Raw genomic sequence first — 24,991 nt, 5'->3', positions numbered from 1 at the left:
CTCGCCGGTCTAGTTCTGTTCCTCGCCTTGCTGACGGTCGCCTGCCCGCTTATCCAGCCAGACCTCCTTTGCTTGTTCAGCCTTGGCACCGGACCGGCGGGCGGCACTTATCGCGAAGCCCGCCGGAATGCTCAAGATGCCTCCGGCAACTGCCGCATAAGGGACGGCCTCCCATCCGCCGCTGACCAGCCCAATGAATCCGAAGGTAATCGCTCCGATGATGAGTTCAAGGAGGTAAACCAGGACTCGCTTTAGCCGTGCACTTGATGCTTTTGACATGTCTCCTCTAGGGGTTAGTTCGTCCGATCCACGGTCTGACTGCCGAGCGAGGCGCACCTACTTGTGCTATCACGGCATGATGCCTCTGAGCCATGTCCTCAGGGGGCCGCCGATCGCGCCTGCCAGGGCCCCCAAACCGACAGCAGGCCCTGCATCCTGCTTCCCGATCAGGCCGAGACCACCTGGGAGACGGACCGGGCAGCGAACCTGATGGCAATGCTGGATGCGTCCATGCTCGCGTTGTGGCCGGACGACGCCGGACCGGTCCGGGACGCGGTGAACAAGGTCGCAAACCCTGACACGAGAATTGGGAAGACAGGAGCGATCCTCGTCCTTGGAGGGGGACCATTGCAGACGTCGAACGAGGGCCTGATTAAGGGACAGCCACAGGTTATTTCTAAGGGTGACCCCGGACCGCATATCGGTCCGGGGTCTCCCGTGCTAGTCCAGCCTCCCGTGGCATCATCGTGGGGTGACAAAAACTCCGATCAGGGCGGCAATGCACAGCACAATCGCAAGCCCCACAAAGAGCAAGACGATCCGCGACCCTTGATACGGCTTCCCCGGCCCCGGACGCTTGGACCGCACGTAGAGCGCGCTGCCTCCGAGCACAGCGAGACCCGCGAATAGCAAAATCAGTGGCCAGTAGATCACTTCGTCACCACCCGGCCGAACATGCAACGAAGGCTGCTCCGCCGGTTAGGCCGGCTACGGCCCCTGCCGCCCCTGCTAGGGTGCCGGCTGCCACTCCTTCGGGAAAGAGCGTCGGGGACAGGCCAAGGTACTGTACTGCCAGTTGGCGCCCAGGTGTCACCGGTCAAGACTCCCGAGCAGCACGAAACGTGCAGGGATGGGGCCAGTTATAGCCGTCCTCCCGGGGCCAGAAATACTTGACACAACCAGTTCTAGGAAATTTCGTATAACCCCCTAGAACTTCCTATAACTCGGCACATGTGGGATCTCGTCTCTGCGAGCCGAGTGCGGAGAACCCTCCAACTGGGGTGGGGGCTTCTGTTAAGACGCTCCTATAAGAGCTGCTGCATCGTCCGCCTCGGTGACGCGAAGCCATTGGCTTTAGCGGACGTCTTCGAGATGATGACTGAAGTGGATGGAGAAGGGCGAGGCAATGTCTGCTGTGGATGAGGAGGCCGGGGCATCCCGGAAGGAAACCATTCTGCGAATACGGAGGGGTATTCGGGCGGCGCAACTTCGAATTACCCTCGACGAAGTCCAGGGCCGTCAGACGCCGGAGGCGGTAGTACGACTTGCCCAGCTAACGCCCCCGGAATTGCCGTCCCCCTTCGTCACGTTGAGAACGCCGGACGGGAAGCTCAAGACCGATCCGGCGTCGCGGAGAGTCTTGGCGATGCATGTACGCCGCAATATCCTGGCTGCGCAGTTGAGGGTCGCCTTGGACAAGGAACGGGGCCGGGTGACTCCCGAAGCCGTGAAGAGGCTGGCCCGGTTGGAGCTTCCGCCCCTGAGGTAGTCTTCCTTGTCGCCCCGGAGGGGCTATAGCCGCTGGGAATGCGCCCCAACGTTCATCCGGCGCGCCGCGTGAACTGAGCTCGAGAGCGTGCCACCGAAACGGGAGCGGCTCAGGGAGTACTTACTTCGCACTCAGTGCAGACGACTTTAGGCATTCCGGGCAAACGACTTCGGAATCTGACACTTGGGCTATTTCCGGGAGTTTTTGATTCGGACGGCAGCTAGTCCGGCGACGCTGCTCGCCGCACAAACAAAAAACGCCAGAACCAGTATTGGCCCAAGCATCGGCGGAAGACCCGGATCGTCCCACGAGAGGGTCATTGATATGGCGAGCACCGTACATGACATGCCGAAGGCCCACCGTAGGCATCGGATTAGACGGGACGTCTGAGGGTTCGTGAACTTGGTTGGCATAGGCGTCATTTCCCGGTGGGCGTAGTGCGTTTCCGGAAGGTGCCGGCGATGGAGAGTTTTCCCGAGTACTGGATGGACCCGTACCGGAAGAGGTGGACTGCCAGGCGCAGGATGAGGAATCCGACGATGAACAGTTCGGCGATGACGATGGTCGCTTCGACGGGCGTGAGGGTGCCGAAGCCGTTGCGGAGCAGCGCGGTCACGGGCGCTGAGAGGGGGAAGTAGGTGAAGATCTGCACGATGGGTGCGCGGGGGTCGGAGATGATCAGGCTGATCGCGTAGAACGGGACAAAGATCAGCGCCATGAGGGGCCCGAAGATGGTGCCGGCGTCTTTGGCGGTCGGCATGACTGCGCCGATCGCGACCAAGACCCCGGTGAAGACGGTGAACCCGCCCAGGAGCAGCAGCGCCCCGACGATCATAGGTCCGGGTTCGAAGGTGATCGTGGAGAGGTCTAGGTCCGGGAGGGCGAGCTTGTCGCGGAAGAAAAGGTACCCGACGGCGACCGGGGTGAGGAAGATCAGGATCTGGACGAGACCGACCATGAACAGGGCGGTGACCTTTCCGATGATCAGGGTAGTGGGGTTCAGGGTGGTGAGGATCATTTCAGTGACCCTGTTTTCCTTCTCTTCCAGTGTGCTGTTGAGCATCTGGTTGGAGAGCAGGATCAGTGAAATGTAGAAGATCACCAGGAACATCAGCGGTGGTATTGCTGCGCCGAAGCCGCCGGATTCCTGGCCGTCTTTGAACGTGGTGGCTTCTGTCTTCACCTCGCCGCCAGCCGCCGCTGTCAACTGCGGGGATCCGATGGTGGCCCGGGCCGAGGCGGTAAGGAGTTGCTTGGCGACGGCGTCGTATTTGCCGTTCTCGAAGATGCCCTTATCTGCCCCGTAGACCTTCACCGGCTGGGCAGCGGGTTCTTTCGGGTATGCGAAATACGCGTCGGTGAGACCTTTTTTCACATCCTGCAGTGCCTGCCGGGGGTCGGTGACCTTTTTCCCGCCCATGGCGGCGGCGACGTCGGGGGCGATGAGGCCGGAACCGTCGGTGTAGATGAAAGACACCGCTGCGGTCTTCTGGGCGTCCGCGGTGGCGGCGGTGGAGGAGTTGCTCAGGTAGACGAGGGCAAACACGACCCCCATGACGACCGGGATGGCGAGGGTGGCGATCCAGAAGCCGCGTTTTTTCATGGTGCGGGTGAATTCGAAGTCGATCACGGTGCGGAGGTTGTGCTGCGCGAACGGGCGCTTCGGCGCCGGCGGCGGGGTCGCCGGCGCCGCGGGTGAAGGGTGCTGTGTCGTGGTGTGCTGTGTCATCGGGTTATGCCTCTGCCAGTTCGTGCTGTTCACCGTAGACCTTGATGAAGACCTCATCCAGGGAGGTCCGCGCTGTGGTGAAGGACCGCACGGCGACGCCGTGCTCGATGAGTTCCCGGAGGACGGTTGCTTCGTCTCCTCCAGGCCGGGGGGCGACTTCGGCGTCGCTGCCGGCGTTGGTGACGACGTCGTACAGGGTCGAGGCGGGCAGGTGGCCGGTGTAGGTGATCCGGTAGAGGGTGCCGCCGAATTGGTCCTGGACTTCAGTGACAGTGCCGTAGGCCCGTGAGGTGCCATCCTTGAGCAGGATGACCCGGTCGCAGAGGCGTTCGACTTCCTCCATCTGGTGGGTGACCATAACGACGGTCGCGCCGGCGAGTTTTTGTTCTTCGATGATGTCCATGAGTAGGCGACGGTTGACGGGGTCGAAGCCCTTTGTGGGTTCGTCGAGGATCAGCAGCTCGGGGTCGTTCATGATCGTGACGCCGAGCTGGATCTTCTGCTGCTGGCCGCCGGAGAGTTTGTCGAGCCGGGTGGTGGCTTTGTCAGCGAGCCCGACGCGTTCGAGGTAGTCCCGTGACCAGGCTTTGGCGCGGGCTTTGTCCAGGCCCTTGAGCCGGCCGAAGTAGACCATGACGTCGAGGACGGACTCTTTTTTGTAGAGCCCGCGCTCCTCGGGCAGGTATCCCAAGCGCGCGCCGTCCCTCGGGACGAAGGGCTTCCCGCCGATATGGAGGGTGCCGGCGGTGGGCTGGTAGATGCCAAGCAGCGCCCGCAGCGTGGTGGTCTTTCCGGAACCGTTGCTGCCGAGGAACCCGAACGTTTCCCCGGCGCGGACGTCGAAGGACAGGTCTCTGATGACCGTCGTGTCCCCGAAGTCCATGCGGAAGTCTTTGATGTGTACAAGCGGCTCCGCGGCCGCGTCCCCCAACGTCATGCCACCAGCCTAACCGGCAATAAGCGTACCGAGGGAGCGCCGGGTGGCGTCGCTGATTGCATGTGCGCAACGAGTGGGGCCCATGCCGGCAACTTTCGAAGCGGCTGTAGTCAGGGATTCCGCCTATGGCCTTCACTTGTCGGGCTTCGCCACGTGCCGCGTCCAGGGAATCGACGGTCCCCGGGCCCGTTCGCGGTCCTAGAAGGGAGTCGGGTCGGACCGCCACGGGTATTCGCCGCACGGGGCTTCACGGCGAACGGGCGGGGCATCGGCGGGGCAAACCGGGACAAAACTCCTGGTTCGCGGTTAGAGTCTGCACTGGGGGAAACATTCGCCGGCCGGGTCCCGGTCACGGCCCATCCCCTGCGTCTTTCGAACAAGGTGGGGGAATTGAACAACAGAGGATTTTTGCGCCGGTCCGTTGCGGCTACGGCCGCGGTACTGGCGGTCACCGCCGGGCTGCTGTCACCGGTCGGACCGGCCCTGGCGGCGGAGGCCGCGCAGGTCGGGGACATCGCAGCCGAATCCACCGCTGAACCAGTGATCGAGCTGGACCCCGGAACCGGGGCGGGCAACACGGTGACCATCACGATGACCAACGGCATAGGCCTGACCGCCAGGCTGAACATCACGATCGACGGCAAGGACAGCACCTGGACCGCTCCGGCACCGGCCACGACCGCGACATACACGGTAGTAGCGTCCTACGGCGCTACGGCCTCCGGTGTTGTCCAGCTCCAGGCTGTGGCGCTGAAGGACGGGACCGCTGTGGCCTGGGGTTCCAACTGGACGGTATGGGCCAAGCCGGTTCCCCCGCCTGTGGCCCCCAAGATCGACTTAAGTACCTATGAGGAGGCCGACCAGCCGGCCAAGGCGCTCTCCTTCTGGGGCATGACCTCCGGCACAGCCGGGACCACCATCGCCCTGCAGCGCAACGACGCAGGGGTGTGGCGGACCGTCTGGACCTCCAGGGAGCTGGGAGCCGCCGAATCCTCGGCCACCTTCACTGCGTACACCTTCAAGACCGAAGGCAGTGCCTCGCTCCGGGCGTTGCTGCTCAGTGCGGGCAAGACGCTTTCCACCTCGCCGGCCAGGACGCTCACCTACAAGCGGCGGGCAACCAGCGCGTTCGCTCCCTTTAGTTTCAGCTCTACGCCGTTCAGCACCGCTGGCGGACGGGTGGCGGCCAAAACCCAGTGGTCCGACACGTACCAGCTGGGCTTCGCCTACGGGTCCCGCACCGGCCGCCTCCAGGAGTACCGCGCGGGCAAATGGGTGACCCTGCAGACCGTCGCGTTCACCAGTCCCAGCGGCTACAGGGCATCCGTGAAGACTCCACTCACCGCCGGGACCGTCGTCCGCAAATACCGGGTGGCCGTGGACGCCACCGCGCGGGAGAGTGCCTGGACGTCTCCCACCTCCACCATCGTGCACGTGGACCCGGCCCGGTACACCGGGTACACGAAGACCTCTTACAACTACATGAAGCGCTACTGCCCGAACCAGGTCATCACCCTCATTCCCGGCCGGACCAGCAATGCCAACTCGCTGAACCGCCAGATCAAGATGGCCACCGGCATCCCGGACCAGGCTTCGCTGAGGTTCGTCTCCCTCCACGAATGCGCGCACATCCTGTCTTTCAAGGTCTACCCGGACTTCAACCAGCTGGTGAAGCGGATGAACGCGATCTATGGGACCCGGCCTGTTCCCGGCGTCGAGCAGCTGGCCGACTGCATGGCTTCGGCCATGGGCGGCGACCTCCGCCGCAGCGGCTACGGCACGAAAAACTGCACCGGGGCCCGTGCGGACGCCGCCCGGAAGATCCTCGCCGGCAAGAAACCGTAGGCACTTCTTCACCGGGCCCGGCCCCGCAGGTAGTGTGTGGCTCATCCGGCAACGGGCCGGTGGGCGTTCAGTCTCAGTGGAAGGTGTCACCATGGCAGGCAAGTTCGAGGTCTACAAGGACAAGTCCGGCGGGTTCCGGTTCCGACTCAAGGCCGGCAACGGCGAGGCGATCGCCACTTCGGAGAGCTACAAGACGAAGGCCAGCGCAATGCACGGCATCGAATCCGTGAAGAAGAACGCCGGCTCCGACGTCGTGGACCTCACCGAGGAATCCTGATCGGACCCCAGCACTGGGAAGCCCGGCCCCCGACGAAGGGTGGCCGGGCTTCTTCCTTGCCGCGCACACCCGCCGGGGTACGTCGAACACTGTTCGCGCTTGATCGATGAACACTTCTCCGCCCTCGAGCATCGAGCCAGTCAGCCTGCTTGGGTGAGAGCCTGCGGTCCGGCCCGGGCGCGTCGTGACGATTTGGATTGTTCCTCTCTCGGCGGCCCTCGATGCGCCACAAATCCACAACATAATGTCACTAATGACGTGGGAAGGTGGAGTATGGACCTCGCTTATACCAGCGCACCTGTCGGGAACGCTGCAAGACACGCCCCCATTATTGCGGCGTGGCAGTTGGCGCAGTCTTCGCGTCACACCCTGGCCGCGTACACCCGAAATCTGGCTGGGTACTGCGCGTGGCTCGACCGGGTCGGCCTGGATCTGCTGACGGTGCGCCGGGTGCATGTGGACGGCTACCGGCACACCCTCACCGGGGTGCCGTCGACGGTGGCGGTGAAGCTCTCGGCGCTGTCGAGCTTCTACCGGTATGCGCTGGCGGAGGGTGCCATCGAACGGAACCCGGTCGCGACCGTGGTCCGGCCCAACGTCGATGCCGACCACAGTGCGACCCAGGGACTCAGCCGGGACCAGGCGAAGGCGCTGCTGGAGGCGGCGCGCCTGGACGGCCCGAGGTCCAACGCCCTGATCAACCTGCTGATGTTCACCGGCGTCCGGATCAGCGAAGCGCTCACAGCGCGCCCCAGCGACTACGGCCACGACGCCGGCCACCGCACGCTGAGCATCCGGCGCAAGGGAGGCAAGACCGCCAAGGTCGCCGTCCCGGCGCCGGCGGTGGTGGCACTCAATGCGTACCTGGGCACCTCGGGCACCGAGCTCGTACAGGGACACGGTCCGGGGATGAGCCGGCCGCTGTTCACCACCTCGACCGGACGGCCGTGGCAGAGATCAGAAGCAGCCCGTACCGTGCAGCGCCTCGCGCGCCGGGCAGGCATCGACGGCCAGATTTCACCGCACAGCCTGCGGCACACCTTCGCCACCATCGCGCTCGATAGCGGGACCTCGCTGCACGCCCTGCAGGACAGCATGGGCCACGCGGATCCGCGGACCACCCGGCGCTACGACCGGGCGCGGAACAACCTTCAGAAATCCGCCGGCTACGACGTCGCCAGGGCTCTCGCGTAGGGGTCGATTTTTTCGCCCCCTATGTTCAAGGTACGAATTTCGGGATGAGAGGGGCAGGTGGGCAGCGGAAGATAGGCTCTCTCTTATGAGGACCAGGGAGAAATGGGTGGAGTTTTGACGGGTGCTGAGATTGTGGCACTGGCTGCGCTGGTGTTCTCTGCCATCGCTGCTGTCGGTGTCGGCTGGCAGATTTTCCGCGCAGAACAAATCTTTCCCATAGCGGGCATAGCCTTCTTCATCCGCGAGGCCGGCACCGCGTACATCATGCTCGAACACGGTAAGCCTCGGGAGACGTACGCCCTGAGCGACGTGGAAATCCGCCACTACGGCGACGGGAACCTCTGGAACGTTCAGGTCACCCCCGTCTACGGTCGCCTTATGGACGGCTCTGAGCAGTACCGCCCCTTCATGGGCCCCGGTGCGGAGCCGATGAAGTTGTCCATTGCACTGAACCGGGAGCATGGCGGCGTCATAGAGGTCACGGCCTACGATTCGTTTCGTGCAAGTAACACTCGTCTCGGCAGGATGGTGGCAGCCCGACGCATGAGAGTGGACTGCGACTCTTGGGCGATTTTCCAGCGCCGGTGGTTCAGGTGGAAGGCCCTGACTAGGGGGGAGGCATCCCCTCGCCTGGGTGCGCACGAGAGGCCCGACCCGGGTTTACCGCCAGGGGTTAGGCTCCTCAGCGACGTCGACGAGGAAGACATGTAAAGGCCCCACGGACCAGCCGGGAACCAGAGCGCAGCCTGTCATGGCCGCCCCGCCTCCACCCAACCTGGACCTTTGTCCTAAGGTGGTGACGTTGCGACGGCGGACACGGAACTGAAGAAGAAGGCGGGGTCGAGTGATGTCGGCAGAGAAATCAGGTTGGGGAGGCTGGACGCTTGACGAGAAGCGTTTGGTCTTGGAGTACGACCAGTACGAGGTTGACCTGGAGCGTTCCCTGACGGGTGCGCAGGTTTGCGACTGGATATTTCAGGTCGCGCATAAGAACTGGGCGACTCCTGAGGTCACCGCGGGCCTGGTCCGGGCGTTGGACGATCTGCTGCAGCCTCAGGCCAACCTCTGCTCGGGCGGGGAGAACAAGGAGTTATCTAACGCCAAGCTGAGGCGTCTCGTTGCCGAAAACGCGGGCGGGCAAAGGTAGCTTTCCAAGGGCCGGACGCGGCTGTGCCGGGGCGGAACTACCTCCCGGCACTGATTGGTCACAGCCGCGCCGGTACGCCCGGCAGAAGCGGGTCTGTGACTTGTACCAGCAACTGGCCGTATAGCCTGTGACCACAGCACTTCTTTGGGGGAACCTTGAACCGCATTCTGACCACTGCCCTGTCCGCGATCGTCGCGGCATCTCTTGTGAGCGGATGCGGAGGAGGGACGGCGGCGGTGGCGCCCAGCCCATCCGATGCGCCCTCAACGGCGTCGCCGTCCCCGAGCCGGACACCCAGCTCTACACTGACGGCCACCGCGACGCCCACGCCTACGGCGCCACCTGCGGGTCTGAAATATTCCCTGTCGTGCTCCGTGAAGAGCGCCTCCCGGACTACGATCACCGATTACAGGGCAGCCTGGGCAAGCCCGTTCGATCTGTGCACAGCAGGCACGACCACGGGCACCCAAACTGCGGCGGAAAAGGTCGCAGGCACCGCCTCCGGCGGGACGTCGCCGGACACAGTCAAGTATCTCTATGCGCTGTGCGCCACCACCGCCGGGCACTACTTCGAGGGTGAAGTCAGTCCGGCACAAGCCAAGGAAATTGCGGCGGCAGTGACCCTGTGCCCGGATCACCCGAAGCGTGCGGTTCTGGAGGCAAACGCCGGCGCCGGCGCCGCCCTGGATGCCGACCGCATCAGCGGCAAGCTGGTTTACACGGGCAAGTACCTGGTCGGCAAGGACGTCGTACCGGGCACCTGGCAGTCCCAGGGCGAAAAAGTGGAGAACTGCTACTGGGAGCTCTCGGACGCTCAGGGCAACATCATGGCCAACAATTTCATCAGTGTCGCCCCGCAGTTCACCCTCACTATCCCCGCCAGCGCCGCCGGGTTTACGGTCAGGGGCTGTGGGTTTCGTTGGATCGGCGGCTAGCCGGCGCTTCTGGGAGCCGGTTGCAAGCGGCCCCGCGGGCCGTCAGTTGCCGTTGGTCGAACGTATATTCACGTGTGTACAACCCTGTGGAGAACACACATTCGATAAATGCCCGGAATCGCCCTAAAATTGAGGCGTGATCAAGGCTGGATCTCCCGAGGACATGGAGCGGATAATGGCGCGTCTGGACGCCGAGAAGGTCCGCCCGATGGATGACACCTCAATGATTCATGACTTCCCGAAGTATGGGCGTCCCCTGGTGCAGGTCGGCAGCATCTACGGCAAGGCGGTGGCCTGGTCGAACAGCTACGGGCTAATTGAGTGGCTGGATGCTTCGGGCACATACCACCTGGGCTGGGCGCAGTCGGCCAGCATCAAACGCGTGACGGCAGAGGAGTGGAAGGGCAGCAGCGGGCTCTAGCGCGGGCCCCGAGCGGGAAGGTTGGGACCGCGACGTCGCTTACCCGTGGCAAGTCACACGTGGGGCAGGACAGAGTCTACTTGTTGAGGTAGGCGACGATCTTCTCAGCGCGTTCAACTGAAGCCTTGCGGATCAATTCGAACTCCAGCTCCATAAAGTCATCCGCTGTAAAATAGCGAGCGAAAAAGTCCTCGTCACCCACATGCCAGAATCGCCCGCTCTGGTGGAGACGTGTCTCTGACGCGAAGAGAGCCACAGCCGATTCGCCAAGTTGATGAAACTGAGCGAAGGTGGGATCGAGAAGCAAGTCGTGCTTATCTGAAACGACAATCATGTGCCCTGCGTGGCGCTGGAAGGCCGTCCCTCCCTCGAATTCGCCCCCAATGGTGACGGAACCGTATCGGCTTAGGAAGTTGTCACCGAAGGCCCGGCCGTATTCCCCGGTGGCTACACTCTGTCCAGTTCGCACGTTGACGGCGAACAGCGAGACTGGGCGGGCTTCGAGGTCGTAACCCAGGCGCTCCCCTATCTCGAGCATCAGAGCAGCCGCTTCCACACAGTGTGGTCCGTTGTATGTACCAGCAACCATTTTCGTCGCTCGCTGGAGGGGCGATAGGGGGTCGGACATGAGCGGATCCAATCGTCGTTACATCGGCACCGGAGAAGCTTACTTCCTTTTGAGAGGTCCGTTTGCGAAAGGTCTAGCTCCGGAGTGTTCATCCGCAAAGATCTTTCGCAGCCTCCGTTCCAAAATTAGCCCTGGCACCCCAGGGGTTGCTTTCCAGGTGATGAGGAGCTCCTCACAATCGGCGAGTTGCCAGATACGACACCCGCCGGCATGCGATTTGGGGAAACCTTGGCCATATTGGCGGTAGGAATCGATGCGACCACGAAGATGTGTCAGCTGACCGGCTTTCATGCCCGCCCCACCGATATAGAGCACCGGGGTATGCGGAACCCAGTTTCCAATGAGAACCTCAGCGGGCCGCACGGTTCGATCCTGACCCTTAAATCGTCCTCCTCGGCTCTCTCGGAGAAAGTTCGGCTCTCCGGATGAGGGTCGGAGAACAACGTATGCCCCGAAGTCGAGCGGTGGAGCCATCGGGTCCATGGTTATGAAGGAGTGGAATTCCTCGAAGCCGAGGCTCTCCAGTGATTTGCGGTCCATAGTAGATTTCATCACGACCGCGCTGATACGTCAGTTCTCGCTGGAGCGGGCCTATGCCTGCCAGATAGCAGTGCCTCAAAGTCTCCGCGCCTCAAGACCTTGTAGTGTTTCGGAACAGCGCGCTGCAATCTACGCAAGTTACGAGACGTTTTCCAACATTTATGGACCGTAATGCAAGGGCTTACGAGATTGACACGGCCCCACCACTAACCTAGGTGGTGTAGCCAACCGAGTCCACGTTGAATTTAGGCGGAATGAAGAAGCTCAAGATTGACCTCACGAACTGCCACGGCATCAACCGTCTAGATGCGGAACTGAGCTTTAAGGACGCGCGTGCGACCGCGATCTACGCACCAAACGGGACCATGAAGACGTCGTTCGCTCGCACGTTCGGCGACTTGTCTCTTGGCGAACCGTCGACGGACCACGTGTTCCCCGACCGGATGAGCTCGCGGAGCATCACCGACCAGTCCGGTGTGGCGCTCGATCCCGAACAGGTCGTCGTGATCGTCTCCTACGACGAGGAGGTGGGGCCCACTGAACAAACGTCGACACTTCTCGTCGACAAGGCGCTTCGTTCTGAATACGCCGAACTGCAGCGCGGCATCAATGAAGCGAAGACGGACCTTGTAACTGCCCTCAAGTCCCAGGCTCAGACGAAGAAAGATGTTTCGAGCGAGCTGTCCCTAGCAATCACCCGGGACCGTGAGAGCTTTTTCCGGGCCCTCGTGCGAGTCGAGGAAGAGCTGGTCGAAGACGCAGCGTCGTACGCGGAGCTGCCATACGACGTCATTTTTGATGACAAAGTGGTAGCGCTTCTCCAGACCAAAGACTTCACTGAAGCTCTGGCAAAGTACGTGGCGCGGTTCAACGACCTTTTAGATGCTTCCGCGTACTTCTCCCGAGAGACGTTCAGCTATTACAACGCAGAGACGATCGCGAAGAGCCTGGGTACCAACGGCTTCTTTGAGGCAAGCCACTCGATCGTGCTTAACGATGGCGGCAGAGGGGCCGCGATCACAAGCCAGAAAGAGCTATCGGAGTTGATCGCATCCGAAAAGGACGCGATCAGCGATGATCCGGCACTTCGGAAGACATTCGCTGCGATCGAGAACAAGCTCACTAAGAACGTTGAGAGTCGCCGATTTTGGGCGTTCATTTCCGACCATCAGGAAATATTGCCGGAGTTTGAGAACGTCGATCGCTTCAGGGAAAGAGTCTGGAAATCCTATCTGAAGGCCAACGAGGACCTCTACCTAGAGGCAGTGTCGCGCTTTCGGGCCGCTGAAAAACGCAAGAAGGAAATTCAAGCAGCGGCGGCCGAACAGCGAGGTCAGTGGGAAGAGGTCATCGAAATCTTCAACACGCGGTTCTTCGTCCCGTTCACCCTAACTGTGAAAAACCGCACCAACGTAGTGCTTGGACTCGAACCAGTCACCAAGCTTGGCTTTGAATTCGCAGAAGGCGACGAACGAGTCGCGGTGGAGCGCGATGACCTACTCGAGGTCTTGAGTACTGGCGAGAAGAAGGCTCTCTACATCCTCAACGTGCTATTCGAGGTAGAACGCCGTAAGAACTCACCCGGCGAAACGGTATTCATCGTCGATGACATTGCCGACTCATTCGACTACAAAAATAAGTACGCGATTATTCAGTACCTCAAGGACATCGCAGAGTTTGAGAACTTCCGACTGGTTGTGCTCACGCACAACTTCGACTTCTATCGCACCCTCGAGAGTCGGTTCGTGCCCTATAAACAATGCCTCATGGTACAAAAAAGCGATGACGGGCTCGAACTCATCAGAGCCGCGGGTATCAAGAACCCGTTCATCAGAGACTTCAAGCCAAACTTCTTCATCGATGCGACCAAACGCGTAGCCGCCATCCCCTTCGTACGTAACCTCCTCGAGTACACGAGAGGCGAGGACGATCCGAGCTACATCAAATTGACATCGCTCCTGCACTGGAAGCCCGACACCACATCTATCATGCAAGCCGACCTTGACCAGATTTTCAACGATCTGTTCGCCACTAACGGCGCTTGGCCCGAACCCTCCGGTGTGGTGATCGATATGGTCAATGACCAGGCGCGCAAATGTGTAGGCGGGGCTGTCACGATGGACCTCGCGAACAAAATCACCCTCTCAATAGCCATCCGCCTCGCCGCCGAGAAGTTCATGGTCAAGAGCATCGATGACCAAGGATTCATGGATAATCTTCACGCGAATCAGACCGGACGACTGTTCACCCGTTATAAGCGGGATTTCCCAGAGGAAAGTAATTCAATTCGTGCGATCGATAACGTTGTGTTGATGACGCCGGAGCATATTCACGTCAATTCTTTTATGTACGAGCCAATTCTCGATATGTCTGACGAGCATCTTGTAAGGCTCCTCGATGAGGTGGATGCACTTAACTAGGATTGGGAAGTCCGTTCCCCACGGCTGACGTAAGCGCTCTCGGCCTCGAGTGCGACGATAGCCTGCGCCCAGGCGCGCGAATGGCCGCAGGGGTGGCTTATCGCCGGTCCTGCTTCCGGCGCGCCCTGACCGCACCGACGAAACCTTGCACGATCGGGTTCTCGTGCAAGGACTCGTTCTGAGTGGCCGGCAGCGCGGCTGTCGGCACGAGGCCGCCCAACAGCACGAATACCTCGGGTGGAGCAGTAGCGAGGAACCGCTTCACCTGCCCTGCACTCGCTGGCTCGGCATGGAGCGATTGGAAAAGGGCCCACTCCAATACCTCCTTGCGGCGCACGTGGTCGTTCAGTTGTTCCTGCTCTTCCTCGGTTCGAAAATTGATCGTCATGCTGGGATCTCCTCAGTGTTGGTGTTGGTGTTGGTGTTGGTGTTCGTGCTGGTGGTGGTAAAAGTGCCGCTTACGGTATGCCACGTGCAGCGGTCGTCGCCACAGGCCGTCAGTTCACGGTGGATACGGGCGACTTCGGGCCAGTTTGCCTTCTCTACGCGGTAACAGTCGGCCCAGTCACGTCCACGGGCACCCTTCTCCGCGAGTACGGGAACGGGCGTCGCGCCCGGCGCGATCTGGTGGGTGAACTGCAGAGCAGCGAGGACTGCGTCTTCGGCCTCGCCCGCCCTGCTCTCTGGAACGGACAGGACGAGCTCGTCATGGACGACTGCGCGCAGGCACGGCAGCAGCCACTCAGGGAGCCGCAGCACGCCCTCGGTCATCAAGTCGCGGGCCGTTCCCTGGCCAATCGCCGCCGGCGCCTGCGTGTATTCCTTACCGGGCTGCACGCGCATTCGGCGGCCGAAAGCGTTCACGAGAATTTGGCCCCGGGCTTCGTCCCGAATTGCGGACTTGAACGCGGCCAGACGGGGGAACCGGGCATCGAGTGTGGCCAGTTGCCGCTGAGCCTCTTCCACTGAGATCCCCGCGTAGGCGGCCAGCCCGCTGGCGCCCATCCCATACGACGTAGCGTGCGTTATCGCCTTCGCATCGCCGCGACGGGGGTGGTGGCCCGAAGCGCGGTCCCAACCATTCTCCCCGAAGACCGCCGCGGCCATCTCGTCGTGAAGATCAGTACCCGGTGCGACGGCAGCCATATAGCCCGGGTCCTGGGCATGCATCGCGATCGCGCGGGCGTCAACCTGGGACAGGTCGACTGTGATGAGTACGTGCCCCTCGTCGGGAAGGAGCAGTGCCCGCTCGAGCAGGTTGCCGCGGTCGCGCTTGCCCTGGACCGTGAGGCCGGGCTTCGTGACCGAGAATCGACCGAACGCCTGGGTCGCGGCGACCTGTGGGTGCACGCGCCCATCGGGCGCGGTGTAATCGAGGATCGTCTGCGCAGACGAACGTTCCCCGTTGAAGGCGCGCAGCGTGCTGCACAGCTGGAGCAGGCCGGCGTTGTCCGGATGCTGCGTTTCGAGAGCCTCCAGCGCATCTTTGCCGGTCGCCAGGTTCCCCTTGGCAGTTTGTGGCGGCTTGACACCGAGGTCGGAGAAGACCCGCTCGAGCGCAGCCTTGCCGACATTCGTAGCCTGCGGCCTCGCTCCCTCAAGTGGTAGCCCGTACCCCTCGTGGAGGCGCTGCTTGTGCAGCTGCACACGCTCTGCCTGAGCCGCGAGCACCTCCCGGGCACTTTCGACGTCAACCCGCCAGCCGTTCTTGGAGATGTGCCCGAGCCGCCACATCACCTGAAGCTCCCGCCGGACATAGTCGTCGACTATAAGGTGTCTAGACAGCTCGCGCACGAGCTCGACGTCCTGGACGAGGTACCGCACGTAGTCGGGATCGTCGACGGGGATCCGGTCGTAGCCGCCGAACTTGCGGGCGAGTACTTTGAGCATTGAGCCGGAGTCGTCGGAGACCTTGCCCTCGCCGAGCACGCGCCGGCATAGGGCATCAAGGTTGTACCGCCGGGCGTCGGCCTTACCGGACAGAGGCGGGTCGTTCTGCCGGGCCACCAGCAGCGTGTCGATCACCCGTTGCTCGCGCACGAGACGTGCAAGGTCGAGTCCGTGGTACCGCTCGAGCGCAGGCAGGTCGAAGGCGAGCAGGTTATGGCCGACCACAAGGTCGGCTTGCCAGATCATCTCGACCACCGCGCCGATGTCGGTGGTTGTGACTACCGCAGAGCCGCCGGCGGCGAAGCCCGCGAGGCGGACGAATCCGGAGCCGTAGTCCCAGATGCGATCCGCGTCCGCGGTTTCGAGGTCCAGGTAGAGGATGCTCACGAGGCATCACCATCGAGCTCAACGATGGTCTTTCCGTTCATCGGCGGCATCGCCCGAGCAGCCTGCTGCTTAAACCCGCCACGTCCGGTGAAGTCGATGAGCTCGCCAGGGGCGGCACCTGCGGCCGGACGAGGTGCGCCCAGCGTCGGAGCGGCGTTCAGTTGGGCACCCTGCAGCGCCGCGACGCCCACGGGGAGCCGGTCCACGACATAGGCCTTGCCCTTGCCATGCAACTTCCCGTCCTCGCGCACGCGAAGGCCGTCATACCATCGGGGGTGCTGGCCGTAGTACATCGAGAGCTTGCGGGCGTCGAGCTCCTCCCAGGACTTCCCGTAGGGCGGCGGAGCGTCCGGATCAGCCTTCGCCTGTGCGAGCACTGCAGAAGCTCCGAACCGGCTTCCAGCGGGGAAGACAGACTCCACCCAGGCCCAGTGCTCAGAATTGTCCACGGCCTCACTGTCCGCGCTCTCGCGGACCGCGAGCACGGTTGAGAGGAATCCGCGGATGCCGGCGAGGTGAAGGATGCCGCCGACGACATGCTGCCACTCGGTGAAGGACTTGAACCCGAATGTCCTCGGGGCCGCGGGGCATCCCCGGGCGTACCAGGCCCGTACAAGCACCAGCACTGCGCGCAGCAGTTCAGCGCGGTGCTCCGGCACCCAGGTGTCGAGATCATGACGGAAATCGTCGCGGGTCTCGAGGTCTTCGCGGTCGGAGGCCATCCGGCACGTGTAGACGCGCCGGACCATGTCCCCGGGGATCTCAATGTTGTTACCAAGGCCGTACCAGCTGGCCGTTTGCGGCAGGCTCAGCATCTCTGAGGATCCGAGCTTGCGGCCCTCGTAGATCTCGGATGTCAGCGCGGCGCTGAGCGAGTTCGACGTGAGCCTGGAGCCCGCATCGTCCTGCACCTCGTCGAGGCAGACCGTGTCGGCACTCGCCCGGAGCTTGGCGGTGATCCGCTTGTCCATCTCCTCGTCGGACTTCGGCGTCGTCTGGATCGGTGCCGGCGCTCCGAAGGCGATCAGATGGATCACATCGAGGCATCCGCCCTTGCCCACACCACGGTGGAGACCGTCGAACAGGAGCATGGGCGCTTTCCTGACGACTGCGCGGATGACAGGGGTAATGAGGCCGGCGATTGCGCTGGTCTGGTCTGCCACTCTGGAGAACGCCCAGCCGTCGTATCCGTCCGCGCCGTCCATCGCGAAGAGGTCGTCGCGGATCAACGAGACTGCTTCCTCGATATCCGCATCATCCGGGTAGTCCGGCACCTCGATGCCCTGCACGTCGGGCGACAGGTCGAGGTAGACGCCGCTTGCAGCGTGGTACCCGGACTTCGTGAGCACGGCACCGTCAGCGAGTACGAGCGGGGAGCGCGTGACGCCGGTCAGCCACGGGAGCCTGTCGTAATGATCCGCGACGAGGTCGACCAGGCTATCGGATAGCACGGCCGGGGCCGGCCCTTTCGCGCTCACAGTGTACGGATATGTCACGTCCAGCAGTTCGCGACGCAGCCCTTTCCGGTCGAGCGTGGTTGCGCACAGCGGGCCGTCCCCGCCCTTGCCATCCTTTGCACGCCGGACGCGCACGAGCTCGTCGCCACGCTGGAACACCAGCACGCCGCCGGAGCGCTCGATCAGTGCCGCGAGCAGATCGAGCGACGCCTGCCGCTGATCCCCTCCGACATCCACGGGCGTGCGTCCCTCGGGTGCCGTTACGGGTGCCGCGGAAAGCTCTGCCGCACGTCTCTCGTCGAGCGCCTTGCGCATCGCCTTCTGCTCGCGCTTGTCGAGGTCTGCGGGCCTCCCATGCGCCTTGGTGACCCACGACAACAGCATGCTGCGTCGGGCGTCGTCGTTGGAGATGCGGCCCAGCAGGTCGTCGAGACCTTCCTTGCCAGCTCCGGGGATCCGGGCGAACTTCACGCTCAAAGCTCCGTATGCCTCGCAGGCTTCGCCGAGCGCGGTCGCACCTTCGAAGACAAGGATGTTGGTCTTAGCGTCAGCATCGGGCACGATCACGACGTTGCGACCCTGCACAACGCCCAGATGCGGCGTCGGGGCGCCCGGGTCATCCTCGCCGTCGCCAGCGACACGCCACGACCAGATTCCCGTGATGCGGTAGATCGACCAGTTTTTCGGAGCCCATGCGAGAGCTGCCAGCGCTTGCTTGACACCCTCGACGATGAGGACGACGTCCGGGTGCTGCACGGCGCGCAGGACGGGCAGTTGAGGCGGGTCGTCGACCCTGCCCGGCGAGACGTACTTGAGGGTGCGGCCTTCACTCGTCACACTGCCCGGAGCCGGCTTGACCTGGCCCGTTGCGGATCCGTCGGGGTGGACCATTGGGTACACCAGGCAAGGGAATACGCTGTCTCCGTACTTGTCGGCGATCCATCTGGCCCAAGCGGGGAGGTCGTCGCGCACGTGGGCGCTGCGGACTCCCTGGGCGGCGGCGATTGCGGCCGGGATCGCACTGTCGTGCAGCTCCTGCGCGTGCTCCTGTTCCAGATCTGAATAAGGAGACAGGTGGCCGGACAGAGCGGCTGCTGCCTTGTTGTCAGTGCTATCGAACCCCGTGCGGTGACTGTCGGGGGCGTCGTCTATAGTAATCATGAGGACCTTGTTTCCTCCGTGGCCATGGGCAGGTGCGAACTGCTGCAGGGCCGGATTTTTCAGAATTGACTGCAAGAGCTCCGCTTCGGCGGGGCTCTTGTTGCGTTTCAGGCGGCCAGCAGCCGGCCCAATTCGGCCTTTCGCTGTTCAGTTAGGCGCGGCCAGGAGGCGACCATGCGCGCCGCAAGTGCGGCGAGGTCGGTGAGGTCAGCTTCGGAAGACCCCTGACGCTGGGGCGCGGAGTCAGCGGCATTGACCGGCGTCATCAGTCGCTCGAGATCAGATTCTTTGACCATGAATTGTTTTCCGACCCGTACAGCAGGGAGCCGGCCCGTGTGGATGTAGCCGCGCAGCGTATGCGGGTGGGGCCAGCCGCGCTCATGGGCGGCGCGGAGGGCGAGCCGGGGGTCATCTCCGCTGGACAGACGAAGCGTCTGCGGGAGGGACGCGATCGAAGTGGACATCAGGACCTCTCAGTGAGTGGGTCCCATGCGTCCGTCGTTCCGGGAATCGGAGGTCACCGCCACCCAAGAGAACTGGTGTGTGGACTGTGGCGTTGTCGCGACCTGTCGTACGCTGAGCATAACGATGCATGGTGATCATCGCAAGTCTTTGTATATCATCATGTATTGAACACACTATTACGACAGGAATGAGAGGGAACCACGACGTGACGATCGCGACGGAGACATTTGCCCGGAGGCTTATCGAGGAGCGGCAACGGGCAGGCCTTTCGCAAGCAGCCCTTGCTGCGCGCCTCACGGAATTGATCGGGCGAAGCATCGATCCCAGTGCCGTTGCTCGCGCCGAGAAACACGAACGGGCAGTACGGCTTGACGAGGCAGTTGCGATCGCCGACGTACTTCAGGTGCCGCTTGCATCGATGCTGCGGGACAAGGAGGCCATCGATGACGAAATCAGCGAACTGCGGCGCGACCTAAGCCTGCAGTCCTGGCAGGTACACCAAGCTGAAGAAGCGGTCCAACAAGCGCAGGACGCGGTGTCTGCTACGCGTCGACGCATCGCAGAACTTGAGGAATCCCGTAACGATTGAGGCAGGGCGTTTCCGTGATGCTACGACGAATGCACCCTGGCCTTACCTCCGGCTGGTTGGCCTCGATGACTCCAGTTGCAGGCGTCGTCGGAGAGCAGGAGAGTGCGCCGATCGGTTGCTCTCCGAATTGCTCTCCGCGTCTTTCCCGCGGTGGGGAGCCGATTTTGGGTCTAGGGAGAGCAGGAGCGCAAGGAACCTGCCCTCTTGCTGGAACGTGTGTGTGCGTGTCTAGGCGTCACGCACCCGGCATTGTGATGCCCACGCACGCAAGCTCACACCTAAAGCCTTCTTTTCTTACTCTCCTGCTCTCCTGAGGTGCAACTTCCGCGGAATTCCGCGGCCAAGCGCGGAGAGTAAGAACCGATTCGGTGCTCTCCGACTGCTCTCCTGCTCTCCCGGGTGCAGCAACCTCGATTGAGGGCCGCACCGCCCCGTGGTCCCATCCACTCTCCTTGGCAGGACCAGAGCTAGCGACGGCTGTTAAGCTGCAGGTCTAGCAGAAGGATGTGGCGGTGGCAGAAGCCTTGAACTCCCCGGCCCGAGCTCAAGGTTTCGTCGGCCGGTCCAACGGAATCGGCGGTGTAGGTCCCGAGGATCACCTCAGTGACCAGGACGTGAAGCTAATGCGGCAGATCGTGATCGGACTCGTCCCGGACGCCAATGCAATCACACACCTCGCGGTCGGCCGGCGGGCGCGCCCGGGGTCTAAGGCCGAGACTTTCTTGTCCGATTCGCTCAACGTCCCCACGTCGACCGGCGCCTCACACATCCAGTCGGCCCATCTGGCGATCGGCTTCTACAGCTTCGCCGCCCTCGACCACATGCGTTCCTTCTCGATGCTCCTGCCGAAGGACGGCCCCGTCATGTCGCTTGCCACCCTGACCAGGGGTGCCGTCGAGGCGTTCGGCAAGGCGCACTACCTGCTCCAGGCCAGCTCACCACCGGAGCTCTTACGCCGGCATCTCAGCCTGGGCATCGCCGAGCTCTCAGCCTCAACGAAGCACAGCGACTTTACTCTCTTCAATGGCGAGCAGATCAATGGATCAACCTACATTGACGGTCTCAAGGAGGTGCTAGTTGATGCAGGGCTGCAGGCCGAGCGCGTAGGCGTCACCGCTCTGGCTTCATCCGTTCTGTCCGACAGCGCGCCGGGCGCCCCCGGCCGTTCGTTCTACTCCCAGCTCTCAGGCGTCGCTCACGGCGAAACCGCAGGGGTCACGATGTTCATTGGGCAGGACATCGAAGCCGGCATCGGCTTCGTCCGGAGACGAAAGGTGATGCTCCCGTATGCGGCCATGCTCTTCGGGACGTGCCGGCTGGTCGTGAATCAGGTAATCAACCACTTCGCGGTGGAACAGGAGTACCGGAACCGCTGGGTCGGAGTCCTCGAGCGCGCCGAGCCGTGGATCGATTACCTGCGCAGCACAGACCAAGATCTCTGAAAATCACTAATTAGCCCAAGGTGCTGACAATTCAGCTCGCTTCCCAAAGGGGCCCCTAGGCTAGCGGGACGAGATCCGTCGAAATGTCCGGTCGTGGATCTTTAGACTGATGTAGGTGACCGCTCCGGCAGGAGAACTTGGCGCACTTCCTCCACTCTCTCATCGGGTATGTCGCCGAAAAGATGCCGATGTAGCAACGCGCTTGCGAGCACCCTGACCTTCGCAACTTGGCTCTCGTCCACGGCCCGTATATTGCCGTGCAACAACCCGCTACGCTCTCCATATAGGCGCCCTATCGATTCCTTCAAGTCATCTTCATTGCAGCCAAGGATTGCCGAGAAGGCCACGCGAAGTGGTCGGACGTTCGCGTTTTGCCCTAACTCCAGAGCTTCCAATACAAGCCAATACGAGGCGAAACCGAGCCCGGGATCAGACTGGCTCTCGGCCTCCCAGTACCATTGGGCGGCGACCCTGGCGGATGCACGGCTCTCATCCCGTAGGTCTACCTGACGATCCACTGCTGCTCGTAGGGCGTCCGACAACTGGTGCCCGGAAATCATCTTCATGTTCGCCTGAGACTCGAGAGCAACAGTGCGGCCGCCAAGACGTCGGTTCCAATGCCAGTCATCGAAAAGCTCCCCAACTTCCTCGGTCAGGATTGGGCCAAGCAGCCGGTCACCATATGACAAGTCCAACATGGCAGTAAAGGGGGCGATTCCGGCTCGACCGGCTGCCATGGAGGCCTCATATGTAGAGGAGACGCCGTCGTCCAGGACATAAAGAACTTCTACATAGTTGCAGGCCGGATACGTATCCTGAGCGGCCTCTATGTGAACGTTTCCGTTGACAGCGTATTCGTAATGGACTCCGTTCCCACCCTCACCGAGGGCGGCTGATCCCCACTCGGGGACGATGAAGTGACCCGACTTCCTCGAGTCGAGCGTGCCATGGAAAAGGGGCCTCCCGATAGTGACCTCCCCGTTCGTGAATCTTACGAGGAGGTTGCGCATTTCGAGCCTCACCTGAGGTACGACGATCGTCCGTAGCGTCTTATAAACAAGCCGATACCCAGGGCGGCCGCACCCCGGGGGGTGCTCGTCATCCGACATCTGCCAGCCCTCGAACATCAGCGGCGATGGGGTCTCCACCTGGGGTTCCCAGGCTCTGCTGAAATCATCCAAGCCGTGCACCAAGTGCGCTTCTACCGGTGTTGCCTCGCCTGTCTCCACGTTGTGGAGGGTCACCCTTGGATCGTACGTTTTATCCGCCATTCACCGAAACTAACCCTAGTTGCCTATGCTCGCTACGCAGCTCGCGGACTTTGACGGCATTTTCCCGAGGGGATTTTGGTAGGGAGAGGCCCCAGAGGGAGTCAGGGAAGGGTGAAGAATGAACAGCCCTTTCGGAACGCCGAATCTACGTGCCTAGAAGTCCGCGTCGCATTTGAGAACTACTCGAGAAACGAGGTGGCGGCGGGATAAGCAAAAGTGGTTCGACGCGAGGATCGCCAAAAGTTCCGGCGGGACCTTCTTCGTCACCCGTTCCAAGCAAGGCACCGCCTGCGTGCCCTCAACGCCGAACTTTAGACGTCGACAAAAGAAGTAACTTTCCCAATTCGGCACAGAGTATGTCCCGTCGGTACAAAGCCGGCCGTTTGGGGATGTAGGTGGCCGGTGTTCCAGTCAGGAGTGATTCCACGGTGTGCCTCAGGACGGCGCCTTCCGTCGGCTACGTTCCTCGAAGGAGCTATCCACGCCGGCCGTGCTGGACCTCTGATTTCGTCTGGCTGCCGAACCCATCGCGCCTTTGATGACGCGGAAGCGCGGCTTATGCCTGGACAGGCCGTGTCGCGGATGTCCTAAAGCTCCCTATTCGCCCATTGCTCCATCGCCATCGCGGCAGCAAAGAAGTCCAGAAATTGGTCTGAGCTCAGGTAGCGAGGGTCGAACGTCATTGCCTGGTCCATGTAGATGGCTCCGAGTTCCGTGACCACTCGGAGACTGCAGTGATCCCAGTAAGCAGCAATGAGAGGACCAACGGCGCTTTCAAGCGCTTCACCAAGAAATCGGGGATTCTGGATAAGGGAATCAAACGAATACTGTGCGTTGTCGATCAGTGGGAGGGGCGGCATTCCGGAATCTGGTTGGTCTTGACCATGGGATCCTTTTGTCTCCGAGCTAAATACCAAGCACGATGTCTGCAGTTTTGCCTGGTGGCCCAAGAGTGTGAGTTTGAAGTCGTACCCACGAAGCCGCCGGAGGGGCGTGTTCGACCCAGGAAGTGAGGGTAGGACTTCTCCGCGGTCGTACGAGGTGCACACTTCATAGCGTGCACCCACAACCAGTGCAGGTCCGCCCTCACCGTTGGGCTGGATGATTGGCAGCTCTGTGGGGCTCTTTCCGACACCAACCCGCTGAAGTGTGATGCCCTCATAGTCGAGGCTCCGGACGAGGTCGAAGACAGGTAACGCAACTTCATACTGGGAATAAAACGAGGGAATCCCAAGGGTTAGCGGGGGCTGGAGGCCTGCCCGGCGGTTGCCGTCAACGAGCCGATTATACGCAGTGTCGATTTCATGCAGGTACGTGCCGACCTTCTGATGGGAGTCAAAATATATCATTGGGTAATCAGCCGGTACATATCGGGAAGACATGGGATCCCAACGAATTTCAGAACCCATACTTGCCGCCCAAGGGAGGGGGCGTGTGATCATAGTTGGAACCAGGTTTCCCGACACTTTGTGACTCTCCAATTGAGGGACTGCTTTCTTGTTACATGCTGAAGCATTTAGGGCAACAGGACGCAATCATAGATAACTTCATGGGGTTCATACAATTATGACGTGGGAGGGGTGTCTAGGCACCCCTGTTCGAGCTGAAATTACTGTGGGAAACCTGCCTAGAAATGCCGCTGCCGCTGATTTGCGGCAGGTAGTGTCGATTTACAAACCGCGGGCTGCGGACTTGGATCACTGTGCCTAGCCTAGCGGCGTTGGCGATAAAAGCGGTGACCTGTTAAGTTCTCCACCATTTCGTCGAGGTCAGCCTCGGTCGGCCGAGTTCGACCCCAGCCTCGAACCTTGGCCGTCGTGAGCAAATCCACAAGCTTTCGATTGATGCTGTAGTAATGGACCTGCTCGCTTTCCAGTCCGGCGAGCCGTAAGCGAACATGATGATGTTCGGTCGGGACGAGCAATTTTACCTTCAGGTATTCGAGCGGTTTAACGGACCGCAGATCCGATGCATCGAGACCCCTTTGGTTCACTCGGAGCACCTCTTCAATGAGGGGCCCTCTTTGCCAATTCGTCCAGGTCCTTTCGCCCCTGGCCTCGGCCTCCCTAGCCCGTAGCGACTTATTATGTGGTGTGCGTCGCGTTGGTGGGTTCTGTGAAACTCTCATATTGGAAGCCCAATGAAAGCCAGCGAAGAAAGCAGCATGCCGTCATGGTATGCACACCGGACCGCTAGAGGGGAAGACGCATGAAGCTGCGCGAGCATCCCGCGGCTCCCGCACCCACTCTCCTGTTGCACCGGGTCAGCAGCCCCCAGAATGTAGCGACCCAAAACAGCTGGGGCACTACTCTCTCTTGCCGGCAGCGGCAGATATGCGCTTCACCGCCTTCCGACGATGCGCCATGCCGTTTGCCTAGGCAACCAGGTGACGGTCGACAACAGAGCCTCCGGGTTGTCGTTCACCGGAGTGATGTCCTCATCAAACCGTCCCAATAAGCGGCGTGAGGTCCCTCGATACTGCCCACCG

Annotated in this window: 22 protein-coding genes; 10 read left to right on the top strand and 12 right to left on the bottom strand. The window is 61.8% G+C overall.

Annotated features, from left to right (window positions below; genetic code table 11):
- Positions 1 to 9: 9 nt before the first annotated feature.
- The 4 genes from AC1DNC_RS09335 to AC1DNC_RS09320 all read right to left on the bottom strand — a co-directional run bounded on the left by AC1DNC_RS09335 (position 10) and on the right by AC1DNC_RS09320 (position 4,434).
- Positions 10 to 279 carry a hypothetical protein gene (locus tag AC1DNC_RS09335; protein WP_476862286.1) on the bottom strand — a complete coding sequence of 90 codons (270 nt, stop codon included), beginning with the start codon at positions 277 to 279 and terminating at the stop codon, positions 10 to 12.
- Positions 280 to 446: 167 nt separating this feature from the next.
- A complete protein-coding gene (locus AC1DNC_RS09330; protein WP_476862285.1) occupies positions 447 to 581 on the bottom strand; it encodes a hypothetical protein in 135 nt (44 codons plus the stop codon).
- Between the two features lie 1,605 nt (positions 582 to 2,186).
- Positions 2,187 to 3,497 (bottom strand): ABC transporter permease, encoded by a 1,311-nt coding sequence (locus tag AC1DNC_RS09325; protein ID WP_476862284.1) that lies wholly within the window; start codon positions 3,495 to 3,497, stop codon positions 2,187 to 2,189.
- A gap of 4 nt (positions 3,498 to 3,501) precedes the next feature.
- A complete protein-coding gene (locus AC1DNC_RS09320) occupies positions 3,502 to 4,434 on the bottom strand; it encodes an ABC transporter ATP-binding protein (protein ID WP_476862283.1) in 933 nt (310 codons plus the stop codon).
- A gap of 390 nt (positions 4,435 to 4,824) precedes the next feature.
- On the opposite strand from AC1DNC_RS09320, the gene AC1DNC_RS09315 reads away from it, so the two are divergent.
- From AC1DNC_RS09315 to AC1DNC_RS09285, 7 genes are all read left to right on the top strand, one after another.
- Positions 4,825 to 6,279, top strand: a complete 1,455-nt coding sequence (locus AC1DNC_RS09315) for a hypothetical protein (protein WP_476862282.1) — start codon at positions 4,825 to 4,827, stop codon at positions 6,277 to 6,279.
- Positions 6,280 to 6,370: 91 nt separating this feature from the next.
- Complete coding sequence (locus AC1DNC_RS09310; RefSeq protein WP_476862281.1) at positions 6,371 to 6,556, top strand: YegP family protein; 186 nt, start codon at positions 6,371 to 6,373, stop codon at positions 6,554 to 6,556.
- Between the two features lie 273 nt (positions 6,557 to 6,829).
- Positions 6,830 to 7,750, top strand: a complete 921-nt coding sequence (locus AC1DNC_RS09305; RefSeq protein WP_476862280.1) for a tyrosine-type recombinase/integrase — start codon at positions 6,830 to 6,832, stop codon at positions 7,748 to 7,750.
- 114 nt (positions 7,751 to 7,864) lie between these two features.
- Positions 7,865 to 8,461, top strand: coding sequence for a hypothetical protein (locus AC1DNC_RS09300; protein WP_476862279.1), 597 nt, complete (start codon positions 7,865 to 7,867; stop codon positions 8,459 to 8,461).
- Positions 8,462 to 8,594: 133 nt separating this feature from the next.
- Positions 8,595 to 8,897, top strand: coding sequence for a hypothetical protein (locus AC1DNC_RS09295; RefSeq protein WP_476862278.1), 303 nt, complete (start codon positions 8,595 to 8,597; stop codon positions 8,895 to 8,897).
- A gap of 374 nt (positions 8,898 to 9,271) precedes the next feature.
- On the top strand, positions 9,272 to 9,832 hold the full coding sequence (locus AC1DNC_RS09290) for a hypothetical protein (protein ID WP_476862277.1): 561 nt from the start codon (positions 9,272 to 9,274) through the stop codon (positions 9,830 to 9,832).
- Between the two features lie 136 nt (positions 9,833 to 9,968).
- Positions 9,969 to 10,253: a hypothetical protein gene (locus tag AC1DNC_RS09285; protein WP_476862276.1), complete on the top strand. Its 285-nt coding sequence runs from the start codon at positions 9,969 to 9,971 to the stop codon at positions 10,251 to 10,253.
- A gap of 76 nt (positions 10,254 to 10,329) precedes the next feature.
- On the opposite strand, the gene AC1DNC_RS09280 is transcribed toward AC1DNC_RS09285, so the two are convergent.
- The gene (locus AC1DNC_RS09280) at positions 10,330 to 10,881 is read right to left on the bottom strand and encodes a hypothetical protein (protein ID WP_476862275.1); all 552 of its coding nucleotides are present in this window, start codon (positions 10,879 to 10,881) and stop codon (positions 10,330 to 10,332) included.
- Positions 10,882 to 11,675: 794 nt separating this feature from the next.
- On the opposite strand from AC1DNC_RS09280, the gene AC1DNC_RS09275 reads away from it, so the two are divergent.
- Positions 11,676 to 13,841, top strand: a complete 2,166-nt coding sequence (locus AC1DNC_RS09275; RefSeq protein ID WP_476862274.1) for an AAA family ATPase — start codon at positions 11,676 to 11,678, stop codon at positions 13,839 to 13,841.
- Positions 13,842 to 13,938: 97 nt separating this feature from the next.
- Here AC1DNC_RS09275 and AC1DNC_RS09270 read toward each other — a convergent pair whose 3' ends face one another.
- From AC1DNC_RS09270 to AC1DNC_RS09255, 4 genes are read right to left on the bottom strand one after another with little or no spacing between them, the layout of a single operon-like run.
- Positions 13,939 to 14,229 carry a hypothetical protein gene (locus tag AC1DNC_RS09270; RefSeq protein ID WP_476862273.1) on the bottom strand — a complete coding sequence of 97 codons (291 nt, stop codon included), beginning with the start codon at positions 14,227 to 14,229 and terminating at the stop codon, positions 13,939 to 13,941.
- Positions 14,226 to 16,118 carry a DNA polymerase gene (locus tag AC1DNC_RS09265; protein ID WP_476862272.1) on the bottom strand — a complete coding sequence of 631 codons (1,893 nt, stop codon included), beginning with the start codon at positions 16,116 to 16,118 and terminating at the stop codon, positions 14,226 to 14,228. Before AC1DNC_RS09265 ends, AC1DNC_RS09270 begins: the two co-directional genes overlap by 4 nt.
- The gene (locus tag AC1DNC_RS09260) at positions 16,115 to 18,811 is read right to left on the bottom strand and encodes a toprim domain-containing protein (protein ID WP_476862271.1); all 2,697 of its coding nucleotides are present in this window, start codon (positions 18,809 to 18,811) and stop codon (positions 16,115 to 16,117) included. Before AC1DNC_RS09260 ends, AC1DNC_RS09265 begins: the two co-directional genes overlap by 4 nt.
- A gap of 32 nt (positions 18,812 to 18,843) precedes the next feature.
- The gene (locus AC1DNC_RS09255) at positions 18,844 to 19,200 is read right to left on the bottom strand and encodes a helix-turn-helix domain-containing protein (RefSeq protein WP_476862270.1); all 357 of its coding nucleotides are present in this window, start codon (positions 19,198 to 19,200) and stop codon (positions 18,844 to 18,846) included.
- A 206-nt stretch (positions 19,201 to 19,406) separates the two neighbouring features.
- Between AC1DNC_RS09255 and AC1DNC_RS09250 the strand changes: the two genes are divergently transcribed.
- Both AC1DNC_RS09250 and AC1DNC_RS09245 read left to right on the top strand, forming a co-directional pair.
- A complete protein-coding gene (locus AC1DNC_RS09250) occupies positions 19,407 to 19,790 on the top strand; it encodes a helix-turn-helix domain-containing protein (protein WP_476862269.1) in 384 nt (127 codons plus the stop codon).
- A 512-nt stretch (positions 19,791 to 20,302) separates the two neighbouring features.
- A complete protein-coding gene (locus tag AC1DNC_RS09245) occupies positions 20,303 to 21,232 on the top strand; it encodes a hypothetical protein (RefSeq protein ID WP_476862268.1) in 930 nt (309 codons plus the stop codon).
- A gap of 101 nt (positions 21,233 to 21,333) precedes the next feature.
- On the opposite strand, the gene AC1DNC_RS09240 is transcribed toward AC1DNC_RS09245, so the two are convergent.
- From AC1DNC_RS09240 to AC1DNC_RS09230, 3 genes are all read right to left on the bottom strand, one after another.
- A complete protein-coding gene (locus AC1DNC_RS09240; protein WP_476862267.1) occupies positions 21,334 to 22,503 on the bottom strand; it encodes a hypothetical protein in 1,170 nt (389 codons plus the stop codon).
- A 587-nt stretch (positions 22,504 to 23,090) separates the two neighbouring features.
- Entirely contained in the window at positions 23,091 to 23,885 is a 795-nt protein-coding gene (locus AC1DNC_RS09235; RefSeq protein WP_476862266.1) for a hypothetical protein, read from the bottom strand.
- Positions 23,886 to 24,214: 329 nt separating this feature from the next.
- Positions 24,215 to 24,496 carry a hypothetical protein gene (locus AC1DNC_RS09230; protein WP_476862265.1) on the bottom strand — a complete coding sequence of 94 codons (282 nt, stop codon included), beginning with the start codon at positions 24,494 to 24,496 and terminating at the stop codon, positions 24,215 to 24,217.
- Positions 24,497 to 24,991 lie beyond the last annotated feature (495 nt).

It is taken from the genome of Arthrobacter sp. 01N442, assembly GCF_056399345.1.
The sequence above is the reverse complement of the archived record's forward strand: the minus strand, read 5'-3'. Positions and strand labels throughout refer to the sequence as shown.